Annotated in this window: 9 protein-coding genes; 5 read left to right on the top strand and 4 right to left on the bottom strand. The window is 77.5% G+C overall.

Annotated elements, in window-relative coordinates; all coding sequences use genetic code 11:
- Positions 1 to 14 precede the first annotated feature (14 nt).
- Genes recC through recD form a run of 3 tightly spaced genes read left to right on the top strand, consistent with a single transcriptional unit; the run spans position 15 to position 9,129 of the window.
- On the top strand, positions 15 to 3,569 hold the full coding sequence (gene recC / locus ACYVQV_RS00155; RefSeq protein ID WP_461021230.1) for an exodeoxyribonuclease V subunit gamma: 3,555 nt from the start codon (positions 15 to 17) through the stop codon (positions 3,567 to 3,569).
- Positions 3,566 to 7,036 (top strand): UvrD-helicase domain-containing protein, encoded by a 3,471-nt coding sequence (locus tag ACYVQV_RS00160; RefSeq protein ID WP_461021231.1) that lies wholly within the window; start codon positions 3,566 to 3,568, stop codon positions 7,034 to 7,036. The genes recC and ACYVQV_RS00160 overlap by 4 nt, the downstream gene beginning before the upstream one ends.
- Positions 7,033 to 9,129, top strand: coding sequence for an exodeoxyribonuclease V subunit alpha (gene recD, locus ACYVQV_RS00165; protein ID WP_461021232.1), 2,097 nt, complete (start codon positions 7,033 to 7,035; stop codon positions 9,127 to 9,129). Before ACYVQV_RS00160 ends, recD begins: the two co-directional genes overlap by 4 nt.
- An 87-nt stretch (positions 9,130 to 9,216) precedes the next feature.
- Here recD and ACYVQV_RS00170 read toward each other — a convergent pair whose 3' ends face one another.
- From ACYVQV_RS00170 to ACYVQV_RS00185, 4 genes are all read right to left on the bottom strand, one after another.
- On the bottom strand, positions 9,217 to 9,417 hold the full coding sequence (locus ACYVQV_RS00170) for a hypothetical protein (protein ID WP_461021233.1): 201 nt from the start codon (positions 9,415 to 9,417) through the stop codon (positions 9,217 to 9,219).
- Between the two features lie 94 nt (positions 9,418 to 9,511).
- Entirely contained in the window at positions 9,512 to 10,159 is a 648-nt protein-coding gene (locus ACYVQV_RS00175) for a nitroreductase family protein (RefSeq protein WP_461021234.1), read from the bottom strand.
- 33 nt (positions 10,160 to 10,192) lie between these two features.
- The gene (locus tag ACYVQV_RS00180; RefSeq protein WP_461021235.1) at positions 10,193 to 11,878 is read right to left on the bottom strand and encodes a SpoIIE family protein phosphatase; all 1,686 of its coding nucleotides are present in this window, start codon (positions 11,876 to 11,878) and stop codon (positions 10,193 to 10,195) included.
- Positions 11,871 to 12,719 carry an alpha/beta fold hydrolase gene (locus ACYVQV_RS00185; protein WP_461021236.1) on the bottom strand — a complete coding sequence of 283 codons (849 nt, stop codon included), beginning with the start codon at positions 12,717 to 12,719 and terminating at the stop codon, positions 11,871 to 11,873. The genes ACYVQV_RS00180 and ACYVQV_RS00185 overlap by 8 nt, the downstream gene beginning before the upstream one ends.
- A 68-nt stretch (positions 12,720 to 12,787) precedes the next feature.
- On the opposite strand from ACYVQV_RS00185, the gene ACYVQV_RS00190 reads away from it, so the two are divergent.
- Positions 12,788 to 14,044 (top strand): MFS transporter, encoded by a 1,257-nt coding sequence (locus ACYVQV_RS00190; protein ID WP_461021237.1) that lies wholly within the window; start codon positions 12,788 to 12,790, stop codon positions 14,042 to 14,044.
- Positions 14,045 to 14,125: 81 nt separating this feature from the next.
- Entirely contained in the window at positions 14,126 to 15,532 is a 1,407-nt protein-coding gene (locus ACYVQV_RS00195) for an MFS transporter (protein ID WP_461021238.1), read from the top strand.
- Positions 15,533 to 15,574 lie beyond the last annotated feature (42 nt).

Genomic DNA, 15,574 nt, shown 5'->3' on the forward strand with positions numbered 1-15,574 from the left:
GGAGCGACCCGGACGTGGAGCGGGGGGAGGTGGGCGCGCTGCTGCACGTGCACCGCTCGGAGCGCGCGGACGCGCTCGTGCCGCCGCTGGCCGCCGTCCTGGCGACGCCACCCGAGGACCCGTTCGCGGCGGACGTGCTGGCCGTGCCGACGCGCGGTGTGGAGCGCTGGCTGACCCAGCGCCTGTCGCACCACCTCGGCGCGACCGGCGCGGCCACCGGCGCGCTCGGCCCCGAGGGCACCGGGGCGGGGATCTGCGCCAACGTCGCGTTCCCCTCCCCGGGCCGTCTCGTCGCGGACGTGCTGGCCGCGGCGACCGGCGTCGCGCCCGCCGACGACCCGTGGCGGGGGGACCGGCTCACCTGGGCGGTCCTGCGGGTGCTCGACGACGCCGCCGGCGAGGCCTGGGCCGCCGTCCTGGACCGCCACGTCGGGGCCCACGACCCGCCCGGGTCGCACCGCCGCGGCCGCCGCTTCGCCCTCGCCCGGCACGTGGCCGACCTGCTGGCCTCCTACACGGTGCAGCGTCCCGACCTCGTCGGCGCCTGGCTGCGCGGGGACGACGTGGACGGCGCCGGGGGGCGCGTGCCCGACGACCTGGCGTGGCAGCCGGAGCTGACCCGGCGGGTGCGTGCCGTGCTGGAGGCCCCGGGACCGGCCGAGAGGCTGGGGCCGGCACTCGCGGCCCTGGACGACGACCCCGGCCTCGCCGGGCTGCCGCATCGCGTGGGCGTGTGGGGCGCCACCCGCCTCACGACCGTCCAGCTCGACGTCCTCGGGGCGCTCGCGCGGCACCGTGACGTGCACCTGTGGTTGCTGCAGCCGTCGCCCGCGCTGTGGGAGGGAGCGTCGGCTGCGAGCACCGGCCCGGTGCCCGGCGCGCCGGGGCACCCGGTGACGGGGCGGCTCCCCGCGGCGCCCCGCCGCAGCGACCGGCCCGTGCCCGCCCGCCACCCGCTGTTGGCGTCCTGCGGGCAGGACGCCGCCGAGCTGGCCGTCCGCGTGCACGCGCTCACCGCGACGTCCGGACCGGGGCCCGCCGACGTCTCCCGGCACCACCCCGCCCCCGAGCCCCCGGCCACCCTGCTCGGTCACCTGCAGCGCCGGCTGCGCGCCGACGACGACAACCCGGTGCCCGGCGCGGTCGTGTCGCCCGGGGACCGCAGCGTCCAGGTGCACGCCTGCCACGGCCGCGCCCGGCAGGTCGAGGTGCTGCGCGAGACGGTGCTGCGGCTGCTCGCCGACGACCCCACGCTCGAGCCGCGCGACGTCCTCGTGATGTGCCCGGACGTCGAGGAGGTCGCGCCCCTCGTCACCGCCACGTTCGGGCTGGCCGCCGAACCGCTGCCGCACCCCGGGGGCACGACCCCGGGCGCCGCCGCAGCGGGGGAGCGGGCCGCCGGCCCCCACCCCGGCCACGGGTTGCGCGTGCGGCTGGCGGACCGCTCGCCAGCCGCCGTCAACCCGGTCCTGGCGCTGCTGGGCCAGCTCCTCGCCCTGGCCGACGGCCGGGTGACCGCCTCCGAGGTGCTCGACCTGGCCGCCCGCGGACCGGTGCGCCGCCGCTTCGACCTGACCGACGACGACCTCGAGCGCCTCGGGAGCTGGACGACCGCGTCGGGGACCCGGTGGGGTGAGGACCGGTCCCGGCGCGAGCGCTTCGGCGTCGACGGCGTCGGCCAGGGCACCTGGGAGACCGGCGTCGACCGGGTGCTGCTCGGTGTCGCGATGGCCGACGAGGAGCAGCGGTGGCTGCACACCGCCGTCCCCCTGGACGACGTGGACAGCACCGACGTGGACCTCGCGGGGCGTCTCGCCGAGCTGCTGGACCGCCTGACCCTGCTGCTGCGCGAGCTGGACGGCGAGCGGGACCTGACCGCGTGGTTGGAGAGCCTGGAGCGGGCCGTGGACCTGCTGGTCGACACCGCACCCGCCGACGCCTGGCAGGCGGTGCAGGCCCGACGGGTCCTCGCCGACGCGCGTCAGCAGGCGCCACCCGGCCACGACGCCGCCACCCCGACGGCGGGCAGCGGACGGCTGCTGCGCCTTGCGGACGTGCGGGCCCTGCTCGCCGCGCGACTGGAGGGCCGCCCCACCCGCAGCAGCTTCCGCACCGGTCACCTGACCGTCTGCTCGATGGCGCCGATGCGGTCCGTGCCGCACCGGGTGGTGTGCCTCCTGGGCCTGGACGACGGTGCCTTCCCCCGTCGCACCTCCCGGGACGGGGACGACCTGCTGCTGCGCGAACCGCTCGTCGGCGAGCGCGACCGCCGGTCCGAGGACCGCCAGCTCTTCCTCGACGCCGTCCTCGCCGCCCAGGACCACCTCGTGGTCCTGTACTCCGGCGCCGACGAGCGCACCGGGGCCTGGCGGCCGCCCGCCGTCCCGGTGGGCGAGCTGCTGGACGCCCTGGACCGCACCGCCACCGGCCCCGGCGGCGCCCCCGCGCGCGAGCACGTGGTCGTGCGCCACCCGCTGCAGCCGTTCGACCCCAGGGCGTTCGAACCCGGTGCCCTCGGCGTCCCCGGCCCGGCGAGCTTCGACCCCGCCGCCTTCCGCGGGGCGCAGGCCGCCACCGGCCCGCGGACACCGCCCGGCCCCTTCCTCGACGCGCCGCTCGACCCGGTCCGCGAGGACGACGTCGAGCTCGACGACCTGGTGCGGTTCCTGGAGCACCCCGTCAGGGCCTTCCTGCGCCAGCGGCTGGGCGTCGTGGTCGCCCACGACGAGGACGACGTGCAGGACCGCCTCCCGCTGGAGGTCCAGGGGCTCGAGCGGTGGACCGTCGGGGAGCGGCTGCTCACCGCGGCCCTCGCGGGCGCCGACCAGCCCTCGGCCGTCGGGGCGGAACGTCGCCGCGGCGCGCTGCCGCCGGGGGTCCTCGGCCGCACCGCGCTGGACGAGGTGCTGGCGTCGGTCGCGCCGATCGCCGTCGCCGTCAGCGGGTACCCCGCTCCCACGGCGGTCGACGTCACCGTGCCGCTGCCCGACGGCCGCGCCGTCAGCGGGACGGTGCAGGTCCACGGGGACGTCGTCCTGCGCGCCACGTTCTCCTCCCTCGCGCCCAAGCACCGGGTGCGGGCCTGGGTGCAGCTGCTCCTCCTGGCCGCGGGCGCGCCGGGCCGCTGGTCGGCGGTGACGATCGGGCGCGGGGTGGGGCGGCGTGCGACCCCGCGCCGGTCGGTGCTGTCGGCCCCGCCGGCCGACGACGCGGCCCTGTGGCTGGAGCAGCTCGTGGACCTGCGCGACCGCGGCCTGCGCCAGCCGCTGCCGATGGCGGTGCGCACCTCCGCCGCCTACGCGACCTCGCGCTTCGCCGGGGACGCCGTGGAGCAGGCGGTGGCGTCCGCGGCCGAGCAGTGGCGGCTCACCCGGTTCGGGACGGGCGACAGCGCCGACCGCGAGCACGAGCTGGTCTGGGGGCGCGGTGCTCCGCTCGCCGTCCTGCTCGACCCGCCGGCCTCCGGCGGCGAGCAGGAGTGGTGGCTGGACGAGCCGACCCGGTTCGGCGCCCTCGCCCGCCGCCTCTGGGAGCCGCTGCTGCGCCACGAGCGGACGGCGGCGCTGTGACCCCGTCGACCGACGCGGCCTCGTCCGACTCCTCCGCCCGGGTGCCGGTGTTCGACGTCTGCGGCCCTCTGCCGCAGGGCACCACGGTGCTGGAGGCCAGCGCCGGCACGGGCAAGACGTTCACGATCGCCGCCCTCGCCGCCCGGTACGTCGCCGAGGGCGTCGCCGAGCTGCCCGGCCTGCTCCTGGTGACGTTCGGGCGCGCGGCGACCGCGGAGCTGCGCGACCGGGTCCGTGAGCGCCTCGTCGCCGTCCACCGCGGCCTCGCCGACCCCGGGGCGCGGACGAGCAGCGACCCGCTCGTCGCGCACCTGGCCGACGTCGACGACGTCGAGCTGACCCGGCGGCGCGGTCGGCTCACCCGCGCCCTCGCGCAGTTCGACGCCGCGACGATCGCCACGACGCACGGGTTCTGCCAGCAGGCGCTGGCGGGTCTCGGGGTCCAGGCCGACGCCGACCTGGACGCCACCCTGCTGCCGGACACCGCTGACCTCGTCGACGAGGTGGTCGACGACCTCTACCTGCGCCGGTACGCCGGTGCCGACCCCGCCGCCGGGTACGTGCTCCCGGTGGCGGACGCCCGCACGGTGGCCCGTCGCGCGGTGGGTGACCCGCAGGCGCTGCTGGCACCCGCCGACGCCGACCCGGACACCCCTGCCGGGCACCGGGTCGCCTTCGCCCGGGCCACCCGGCGGGAGGTCGAGCGGCGCAAGCGGCACCGGCGGCTGGTCGACTACGAGGACCTGCTCACCCGGCTGCGCGACGCGCTGACCGACCCGCTCACCGGCGCGGCAGCGGTCCGGCGGCTGCGGGAGCGGTACCGGGTGGTGCTCGTCGACGAGTTCCAGGACACCGACCCCGTGCAGTGGGAGGTGCTGCGGACGGCCTTCCACGGAGCGAGGACCCTCGTCCTCATCGGTGACCCCAAGCAGGCCATCTACGCCTTCCGCGGCGGGGACGTCACGACCTACCTGCACGCGGCCGGGCAGGCCGACCACACGGCCACGCTCGGCCGCAGCTGGCGCAGCGACGAGCCGGTGGTGCGCGGCCTGGGTGCGCTGTTCGGCGGTGCCGCCCTCGGGCACGAGAAGATCGTGGTGCGGCCCGTGCAGGCCCAGCACACCGGCCGTCGCCTGCACGGCGCGGCCCCGGTCCGCCTCCGGGTCGTCCCCCGGGCCCTCGTCGGCGCCGCCGGCACCCGGCTGGCCCGGGTGGACCGTGCCCGCGCCCTCGTCGTCGCCGACGTGGTGGCCGACGTCGTCGACCAGCTCGACGGGACCGTCACGCTCGACACCGGCTCGGGACCACGCCCGCTCGAACCCGGTGACGTCGCGGTCCTGACCCGCCGCAACGAGGACGCCACGGCGGTCCGCGACGCCCTCGCGGCGGCCGGGGTCCCGGCCGTGCAGTCCGCGCTCGTCAGCGTCTTCGGCACCGAGGCGGCACGGTCATGGCTCGTCCTGTTGCACGCCCTGGAGCAACCCGGACGACGCGACCGGGTGGCCGCGGCCGCGCTCACCCCCTTCGTGGGCTGGGACGCCCGCCGCCTGGCCACCGCCTCCGACGACGAGCGCGACGAGCTGTCCCTGACGGTCCGGGACTGGTCGCACGTGCTCGCCGGTCGCGGCGTCGCGGCCCTCGTCGAGACCGTCACCCGGGCCGGCCTGACCGAGCGGCTGCTCGCCACCAGCGACGGCGAGCGGCGCCTGACGGACCTGCGGCACGTCGGCCAGGCCCTGCACCGGGCGGCCACCGACGGCGCCCTGGGCCCGGCCGCGCTCGTCGACTGGCTGCGGCACCGCGTCGACGAGGCCGGGCAGGACTACGCCGAGGAGCGCAGTCGCCGGCTCGAGTCCGACGCCGCCGCCGTGCAGGTGGTCACCGTGCACGCCAGCAAGGGGCTGGAGTTCCCCGTCGTGTACGTGCCGTTCGGCTGGGACCAGTGGGAGAACACCAGACCCGAGGTGCTGCAGCTGCACGACGACGAAGGCACCCGCGTCCTTGACGTGGGCGGCCCCCGAGGACCGGGGTTCCCCGACCGGCGTCGGCGCCACCTCGCCGAGGAGCGCGGCGAGGACCTGCGGCTGCTGTACGTGGCCCTGACCCGCGCCAGCTCCCAGGTGGTGGCCTGGTGGGCGCCGGGCAGCAACGCCCCGTGCGGTCCGCTGACGCGGCTGCTCGCCGGCGGCCACGTGCCGGGGACGCCGCCACCGGACCGCGTCGACCCCCCGGCCGACGACGTCCTGCGCCGGCACCTGGACGCGGTGGCCGCCCCGACGGGCGGTGCCCTGGTGGTCGAGGAGGTCACGTCACCGGCCGCCTCCCCGCGCTGGGGCAGGCCGTCCCCGCCGGCCCCCGCGCTCGCGGTGGCGACGCTGGACCGTGCCGTCGACCACACCTGGCGGCGCACGTCGTACAGCGGGCTGACCCGCGCGGTGCACGAGGCCCTGTACGGCGACGCCGTCGGCAGCGAGCCGGAAGGGCCCGTGGACGACGAGCCGCCGGCGACCGCCGACGGCACCGTCCCTCCCGGTGGCACCGTCCCCACCGGTGGCACCGTCCCCACCGGTGGTCGGACGGCCGGTGCCGGCGCCGCCGACGACCGGCTGTGCGCCGTCGTCTCACCGATGTCGCACCTCCCGGGCGGGACGGCGTTCGGGACGCTCGTGCACGAGGTGCTCGAGCAGGTCGACACCACCGCCACCGACCTGGCCGCCGAGCTCCTCGACCGGTGTACCGGCGCCAGCACCCGCCGCGGTGGGGGAGTGGACGCCTCGGCCCTGGCGCAGTCCCTGCTGCCCGTGCTGCGCACACCGCTGGGGCCGCTCGCCGGGGGCCGCGCGCTGGTCGACGTGCCGCCGTCGGACCGGTTGCCGGAGCTGGAGTTCGAGCTGCCGCTGGCCGGTGGGGACGGCGTGCCGGGGACGACGCGTCGCAGGCCCCCGACGCTGGCGCACGTCGCCGACGTGCTGCGCGCCCACCTGGACGCGACCGACGTCCTCGGCGGCTACGCCGACGCCCTGGACGCACCGCTGCTGCGCGACCAGCCGCTGCACGGCTACCTGACCGGCAGCATCGACGCGGTGCTGCGGGTGCCCGCCGACGGGACGCACCGCTACCTGGTCGTCGACTACAAGACGAACCGGGTCGCCGCCACCGACGAGGTCGCCACCGCGTGGCACTACCGGCCACAGGCCCTGCTCACGGAGATGGTGCACGCGCACTACCCGCTGCAGCTGCTGCTGTACCTCGTCGGCCTGCACCGCTACCTGCGCTGGCGCCAGCCCGGGTACGACCCCGGCACCCACCTCGGCGGCGGGCTGTACCTGTTCGTCCGGGGGATGAGCGGCCCCGACGTCCCCGTGGTCGACGGGTCACCCTGCGGGGTGTTCGGGTGGTGCCCGCCCGCCGCGCTCGTCGAGGACCTGTCCACGCTGCTGGACGCCGGACCGGGGGGACGGTCGTGACCGCGGGCGAGGGGCTGGCCGGTGACGCGCGCACCGCGGTGCGCGCGCGGGGGCTGCTCGCGGAGCTCAACCGCGCAGGTGCGCTGACCGCGGCCGACGTGCACGTGGCCACCCGCCTGGGCCGGCTCGGCGGCGAGGACGACGAGGTGGTGCTCCTCGCGGCGGCCCTCGCGGTCCGGGCGCTGCGGCACGGGTCGGTGTGCGTGTGGCCGGCCGAGGAGACGCCGACGGGTGTCGGGGAGGACGCGGGCGCCGGGGACCAGGCACCGGGTGGGCCGGGTGCACCGGTCGCACCGGGTCCAGCGGAGGAGCCGGGGGCCACGGTGACCGGGGACGGCACCGTCGCCCTGCCCTGGCCGGAGGCGGACCGCTGGGACGCCGCGCTGCGGTCCAGCCCGCTGGTCGCCACGGGGGTGCGCGGCCCGGCCGACCGCCCCCTGCGCTGGGTCGGCGGCCGTCTCTACCTGGACCGCTACTGGCGGCAGGAGCAGGTCGTGCGCGCCGAGCTCGACCGCCGCCTCACCGACGCGCCCGAACCGGTCGACCGGGCGGCGCTCGCGGCCCTGGTCGACCGCGTCCTCGACGCCGAGCCCGCCGACGGGGACGCGGCGACGGCGCTGCAGCGGCTGGCTCCCGCGGTGGCCGCGTCCTCGCTGCTGACGGTGCTCACCGGGGGTCCCGGGACCGGTAAGACGACGACCGTCGCGCGGCTGGTGGCCGTCCTCGCCGGCGTCGCGCCACGACCACCCCGCGTGGCCCTGGCCGCCCCGACCGGCCGGGCTGCGGCGCGGTTGCAGGAGGCCGTCCGCGCAGAGCTCGCCCTGCTGCCCGTGGACGTCGTCGAGCGCGTCGGCGACCTGCGCGCCTCGACCGTCCACCGCCTGCTCGGCTGGCGGCCCGGCAGCACCACCCGCTTCCGGCACGACCGCCGCAACCGGCTCCCGCACGACGTGGTGGTCGTCGACGAGACGTCGATGGTGTCGCTGACGCTGATGTCGCGCCTGCTCGAGGCCCTGCGACCCCAGGCCCGGCTCGTCCTCGTGGGCGACCCCGACCAGCTGGCGTCCGTCGAGGCCGGGGCGGTCCTCGGCGACCTCGTCGCCCGACCGGCCACCGGACCGGTCCTCACGGAGCGGGTCCGGGTCGCCGCGCCAGGTCTGGTGGCCGCCGCCGGGACGGAGACGCGCGCGGCCGGTGGCGACCTGCCCGCCGAGCTCGAGCGGGGGGTCGTGCGGCTGCGCAGGGTCCACCGCTTCGAGCACGGCGGCGGTGTGCACTCCCTCGCCGAGGCGGTGCGCGACGGTGACGTCGACCGGACCCTGGCCGTCCTCGACGCCGGTCGCCCGGACCGGGACCCACGGACCCACGCGGGCGCGGCCCCCGACGTGCGTGCGGACGCGCCGGCCGACGGGGGCGCCTCCGGCTGGGTGGCGTCCGTCCGCTTCGACGAGGTCGGTGACGACGCCGAGGTCGGCGAGACCGTCCTCGCCGCGGTGCGACGCGACGTCGTCGCCGCGGGGCGGGCGCTCGTCGCGGCGGCGCGGGCCGGCGACGCCGCCGGCGCGCTGGGCGCGATGGAGGAGCACCGGCTGCTGCTCGCCCACCGGCGGGGGCCCGCCGGCGTGGCCCGGTGGTCGGACCTGGCCCAGTCCTGGCTCGCGCACGAGGGACTCGGCCCCGACGGCCGGGACTGGTACCCGGGGCGACCGCTGCTCGTCACCACCAACGACCGGGACACCGGCCTGTACAACGGGGACACCGGCGTCGTCGTCGCCCGCGGGTCCGGTGTCGTCGCCGTGTTCGGGACCCCGTCCGCGCCGCTGGTCGTGCCGCCGCACCGCCTCGCCGCCGTGCAGACGGTGCACGCGATGACCGTCCACCGCGGGCAGGGCAGCCAGTTCCGCCGGGTGACGGTCGTCCTGCCGCCCCCGCAGTCGCCGCTGCTGACCCGCGAGCTGCTCTACACCGCCGTCACCCGCGCCCGCGAGGGGGTTCGCGTCATCGGCTCGCGCGAGGCGGTCCGCACCGCGGTGCAGCGCCCCGTGCGACGGGCCAGCGGGCTGCGCGCGACCGGCCCGGACGAGCACGGGTGACCGGACGCCGACGTCGGCCGAGCGGCCCGCCGGCCCGTCCTCGCGGCGGCCGGCGTCCCTCCGGCGGCCGGCCCCGTGCCGGTGCGGCTAGCTGTCGTCGCCCTCGCTGTCGTCGACGGTGACCGACGGCGGGTCCGGCTCCCCGGTCACCTCGACGTCCGGCGCCTCGACGTCGACGTCGGCTCGACCACCGAAGTAGAAGAACGCCCCGGCGGCCACCACGGCCAGCACCAGCAGCGTGATGAGCACCCCCGCCAGGGTGCCTCCTGCGTCGTCACGACGGGCCACGTCGCCTCCCTCAGCCGTCCCCGAGCCGGTCGGCGCCGGTCGGCGCCTCGCGGACCTTCCTACCGCTGCCGGGGCGCGCCCGCCCGTCGGGACGTCACCACCGGTCCCAGTGCAGGACCTTCTCCAGCGGCTCGCGCTTCGCGGGCCGGAAGTCCGTCCCCCTCGTGTAGGCGATCGGGAACAGCCCGGCCTGGGTGACGCGGTCGTGCGGGATGCCCAGCACCTCGGCGGCCCGCCGCTCGCCGTCACCCATGAGGTGGATCGTCGTCCACGCCGACCCCAGGCCGCGCTCGCGCAGGGCCAGCACGAAGCTCCACACCGCGGGCAGCAGCGAACCCCACCCGCCGGCCCCCTCGGCGACCGACACGTTCTCCAGCCGGCCCCACGTGCAGGGAACCAGCAGCATCGGGGCGCGCTCGAGGTTCTCGGCCAGGTAGGCCGCGGACGCGCCGACGGCGACCTGCCGCTCGCCCCGGGTGTCGCCGTCGGCGTACGTCGCCTGCGGGGCGTCGCGGTAGGCGGCGAACTTGTCCCGGTAGATCCGCGCGAGCGCCGTCTTCGTCGCCGGGTCCTCGACCACCACCCAGTGCCACGCCTGGCGGTTCGACCCGCTCGGCGCCTGCAGGGCGATCCGCAGGCACTCCTCGACGACCTGCCGTTCAACGGGCCGGTCCCAGTCCAGGCGCTTGCGCACCGACCGGGTGGTGGTGAGCACCTCGTCGACCGTCAGGTTCAGTCCCATGGCCGTGGAGTCTGCCGACACCGGCGTGGCCGGTCACCCCCCGTGCAGCGTGAGCCCCAGCACGCACACGTCGTCCGGGACGCCCGGGTCCAGCAGCATCGCGTCGGCCACCGCCGCGACCATGGCCGGGGTGGCCAGGTCGCCGTGCGCCGCGGTCACCTCCGCCAGCTGGGCGATGCGCTCGTCCAGTCCGACGTCCCGGCGCTCGACCAGGCCGTCGGTGTACAGCAGCAGGCGGCTGCCGGCCGGGACGTGCACGGCGGCCTCGGGGCGGCCGCCGGGCAGCCGGACGCCCAGGGGCGCGGACCGCCCGCCCCACAGCAGGCCCGCGGTGCCGTCCGGTCCCAGGAGCACCGGCGGGGGGTGCCCGGCGCACCCGTAGAGCAGCTCGCCGCCGGCCAGGTCGAGCACCCCGTAGACCACGGTGGCGCTCGTCGCGGCGGGGACCCCGTCCACGAAGTGGTCCAGGCCCTCCAGCACCTGCGCCGGGTCGGGCGTGACCGAGCCGAGGGCGCGGACGGCGCTGCGCAGCTGGCCCATGACCGCCGCGGCACCCACCCCGCGGCCGACGACGTCACCGACGACGACGGCCAGCCTGCCCGTGCCCACCCAGAACGCGTCGTACCAGTCCCCGCCGACCGCCGGCCCGTCACGCGCCGGCCGGTACGTGGTGGCCAGCTCCACGCTCGGGTGCCCCGGCAGGGACGGCGGCAGCAGGCTGCGCTGCAGCGTCTCGACGGCGTCGCGCTGCTCGGCGAACAACCGTGTCCGGGGGACGGCCAGCGCCGCCTGCCCGACGAGCGCGTCGAGCAGCTCGAGGTGCTCCTCGTCCAGGCGCTCGCGGCCGCGGAAGAAGCAGCCCAGCAGGCCGTCCACGCGGCCGCGGTGCACGAACGGCGCGAGGACGACGAGGCCGGGGCCGTCGGCCAGGGACCGGGTCGCGAGGGGGAAGCGCGCGGCGGACTCGCTCACCGGCAGCACGAGCACGGCGCCCGACACGAGGTCGAGGTCCCGTGCCGCCTCGGCGGACATCGGCAGCCGCAGCGGCGCCGGCTCGGCGGGGCCCTCCACGGCGTCGGGGACCAGTGCACGCGCCGCCTCCACGTGGGTCCACAGCACGGCCCGGTCGGCGCCGACGGCTCGGCGCGCGGCGTCGACGAGGACCTCGTCGACCTCGTGCGGGTCCCCGGCCGCGGCGAGGTCCGAGGCGACCGTCTGCAGCAGCCGCAGCCGGTGGGACGCGCGCTCGGCGTGCCGGCGGGAGGCCACCAGCTCCTGCTCGAACGCCCTGCGGTCGGCGGCGCTGAAGACGCTGGTCAGGACGACGTGCCCGTCGTCGCCGCGCCCCGCGTCGCGGTCGTGCGCGCTGGTGGGGGAGTCGGCCCGCCCGACGGGCACGACCCGGGAGCTGAGCAGCACCGGCAGCCGGCCGCCGCCGGCGGTCCGCAGCGTCAGCGCGATCTCCCGGACGGTGCCCTGCAGGCGCAGCAGCGGGGCGTAGTGGGTCTCGTGGTAGATGCGGCCGCCGGGGGTGAGCAGGTCGACCAGGCGCATCCGCCCGACCAGCTCGTCGCGCGTCCAGCCAGTCCACTCCAGGAAGGTGGTGTTGACGTCGACGACCAGGCCGTCGGTCCCGGTGCGCAGGTGCCCGCAGGGGGCCAGGTCCCAGTCGTGCGGCCCGTCCGCGGGGAGGCGCTCCGCGGCGACGTCCTCAGGCACGTGCGTCCGGCACGGCGCGCGCCGCTGCGCGCTGGTCGAGGTGCTCGTCGAGGTAGGCCCGGATGGCGTCCACGGTCTCCTGCGGGGCGCTCAGGTTGGGGCAGTGCCCGGTGGCGCGCAGGTAGGTCAGGACGCTGCCGGCAACCTGCGCGTGCACGTACTCGCCCACCTGGCGGGGGGCGATCACGTCGTCGGAGCACTGCAGCACCAGCGTCGGCACCGTGACCCGGGCCAGGTCCGCCCGGTTGTCGGACCGGAACGTGACCTGGGCGAACTGCCGGGCGATGGCCGGGTCGGTGCGGCAGAAGCTGTTCGTCAGCTCGGCGCCGAGCTCGGGCCGGTCGGGGACGCCCATGATCACCGGGGCCATCGCCCGTGACCACCCGAGGTAGTTGCTGTCCAGGGACTCCAGGAGCTCCTCGACGTCGTCGGCGCCGAACCCGCCGACGTAGTCGCCGTCGTCCACGTACCGCGGTGAGGGGCCCACGAGCACCAGCGCCGCGAAGCGCTCCGGCTCACGGTTGGCCGCCAGGACGCCGATCATGGCGCTGACCGAGTGCCCGACCAGGACGACGTCGCGCAGGTCGAGCGCCGCGCACAGGGCCAGCACGTCCTCGGCGTACCCGTCCAGCGTGGCGTACCGCCGCGGGTCGTACGCGGACAGGTCCGAGCGGCCCGCGCCGACGTGGTCGAACAGCACGGTGCGGTAGCGGTCGGCGAACGCGGGAGCGACGTGCCGCCACATGCTCTGGTCGCAGCCGAAGCCGTGGGCGAACAGCATCGGCTGGGCGTCCCGGGGGCCGTGGACGCGGACGTGGTGGCGCTCGAGGAGGTCGGGCATCGCCGCCACTGTACGGGCGGACGGGCCTGCCGGGTGGCGGTTCGCGGGGCGGTGGCAGTCTGGGCCGCGTGCGTCGGCTCATCGGTGACCTGCCCGGTGAGGTCGCCGCGCTCAGCGCCGTCGCGTTCGCCGTGGCCGTGGGTTTCGGCATCGTCGCCCCCGTCATCCCGCTGTTCGCCACCGAGTTCGGGGTGGGCGCGACCGCGGCCGGTGCCGTGGTGTCGGCGTTCGCCTTCATGCGCCTGGTCTCGGCCCTCGCCGGGGGCAGGTTCGTCGACCTGGTGGGGGAGCGGACCACCCTCGTCACCGGTCTGCTGGTGGTCGCGGTCTCCAGCGGGCTGGCCGGCCTGGCGCAGACCTACACCCAGCTGCTCGTGCTGCGGGGTGTCGGCGGGATCGGCTCGGCGCTGTTCACCGTCTCGGCCATCAGCCTGCTGCTGCGGGTGGTCCGCCCCGACCAGCGCGGCCGGGCCACGAGCGTGTGGCAGGCCGGCTTCCTCGTCGGCGGGCTCGCCGGTCCGGTGTTCGGGGGCGTGCTGGCGGAGATCTCCCTGCGCGCCCCGTTCTTCGTCTACGCGGGCACCCTCGGCGCGGCGACCGTGGTCGCCCTGGTCGCGCTGGCCGGCACCCGGTTGCGGGACGACCCCACCGCGGACGGCGGACCGCCGGTGCGCACCACGCTGCGGCAGGCGCTGCGGCTGCGTGCGTACTGGGCCGCGGTCGTGACGAACCTGGGCACGGGCTGGGCGCTGTTCGGCGTCCGCTCGTCCGTCGTCCCGCTGTACGTGGCCGACGCGCTGGGCCGCACGCCGCTGTGGGTGGGCGTGGGGTTCCTCGTCGGCAGCGCCGGGCAGGCCGCCGCGCTGTGGCCCGCCGCGCGCGTGGTCGACCAGGTGGGGCGCAAGCCGGCGATGGTCTCCGGCGGCCTCGTCGCGGTCGGGTCGGTCGCGCTGCTCGCCACGTGGCAGACGCTGCCCGTCTTCCTCGTCGCGATGGCCGGGTACGGCGTCGGGGCGGCCTTCCTCGGCTCTGCGCCCGCCGCCGTCGTCGGCGACGTCGTGACCGGGCGCGGCGGCACGGTCGTCGCGGCGTTCCAGATGGCCTCCGACCTCGGCGCGGTGGCCGGGCCGCTGGTCGCCGGGTGGCTCGTGGACGGGTTCTCCTTCGGTGCGGCGTTCTGGGTGACGGCGCTGGTCCTGTCCGCCGGGACCGTCCTGGCCACCCGGATGCCGGAGACGCGACCGGACCCCGTCCCGCAGGCACCCGGCCCGGCGCGCCGTCCGGAACCCGGCCCCTCACCAGGCCCCGCCCCCGACCGGGCCTGACCGACGTCCGGCCCGGCCGACCGTCCACCCGCACCGCCGGGTCCGGTCGACCCGACGCGGGTCGCCCACCAGACTGGCCGCATGTCGCGCCGCAGCACCGACCACGCCGTCGACCCGGCGGCCACCACCCGGGCGCAGCGCCTGGACCGGCTGCCGTTCACCCGCGAGCACACGCGGCTGCTGCTGGGGTCGGGGACCGGCTGGGCGCTGGACGCCATGGACGTCGGCCTCATCTCCTTCGTGATGGCGGCCCTGGCGACCCAGTGGTCGCTCACCGACACCGAGCTGTCCGTCGTGGCGTCCGTGGGCTTCCTGGGGATGGCGGTCGGCGCGAGCATCGGCGGGCTGCTGGCGGACCGGATCGGACGCCGGCAGGTGTTCGCGCTGACCCTGCTGGTGTACGGGCTGGCCACCGGCGCCTCGGCGCTCGTCTGGTCGCTCGGGGCGCTCATCGCGCTGCGGTTCGTCGTCGGCCTCGGCCTGGGCGCGGAGCTGCCGGTCGCCTCGACGCTCGTCAGCGAGCTGGCGCCCGCGCGCATCCGCGGCCGGGTCGTCGTCGTCCTCGAGGCCTTCTGGGCGGTCGGCTGGCTCCTCGCCGCCCTCATCGGGTACCTCGTGGTGCCCGCCGGCGACGACGGCTGGCGGTGGGCCTTCGCCATCGGCGTCGTCCCGGCCCTGTACGCGGTCGTGGTGCGCGCCGGGCTGCCCGAGTCGGTGCGCTTCCTGGAGCGCCGGGGCCGCACGGACGAGGCCGAGGAGGTGGTCCGGCGCTTCGAGCGCTCCGCCGGGCTCCCCGGCCCCACCGCGGGAGGCGCCCGGCCCGCGGCCGGTGCACCGCCGCACCCCATCGAGCCCGACCCGCAGGCGCAGGCGCAGGCGGCACCGCGACCGCGCGACCTGTGGTCGCCGTCCCTGCGCCGGCGCACCGGCGCCTTGTGGGTCGTCTGGTTCGGGGTGAACTTCTCCTACTACGGCGCGTTCATCTGGCTGCCGACGCTGCTCGTCGCCTCCGGCTTCTCGCTCGTGCGCTCCTTCGGCTACACGCTGCTCATCACGACGGCGCAGCTGCCCGGGTACGCCGTCGCGGCCCTCCTGGTGGAGCGCTGGGGGCGCCGGCCGACGCTCGCGACGTTCCTCGCCGGCTCCGCGGTGTCAGCCGGGCTGTTCGGCCTCGCCGACGGGCCCGTGCAGGTCGTCGCCGCCGGCATGCTGCTGTCCTTCTTCAACCTCGGCGCGTGGGGCGCGCTGTACGCGGTGACGCCCGAGGTCTACCCGACCCGGCTGCGGGGCACCGGGGCCGGCTCCGCCGCGGGGTTCGGCCGGATCGCCTCGATCCTCGCTCCGCTGTCCGTCCCCCCGCTCGTCGCGCTCGGGGGCAACGGCGTCGTGTTCGGCACGTTCGCGGCCGCCTTCCTGCTCACCGCCGTCGCGGCGCTCGCCCTGCCGGAGATGAGGGGCGCCGCGCTCGACGAGGTGCCGACGCCCTGAGCGCGCCTGGCGTCCCCGTCGTCCCCCGGAGCAGCGGGCCGC

Source organism: Thalassiella azotivora (assembly GCF_054781695.1).

Excerpts from the sequence above, each read along its gene's own strand:
- ACYVQV_RS00175 (WP_461021234.1), bottom strand. The coding sequence starts at position 10,159 with ATGGGACTGAACCTGACGGTCGACGAGGTGCTCACCACCACCCGGTCG.
- ACYVQV_RS00185 (WP_461021236.1), bottom strand. The coding sequence starts at position 12,719 with ATGCCCGACCTCCTCGAGCGCCACCACGTCCGCGTCCACGGCCCCCGG.
- ACYVQV_RS00195 (WP_461021238.1), top strand. The coding sequence starts at position 14,126 with ATGTCGCGCCGCAGCACCGACCACGCCGTCGACCCGGCGGCCACCACC.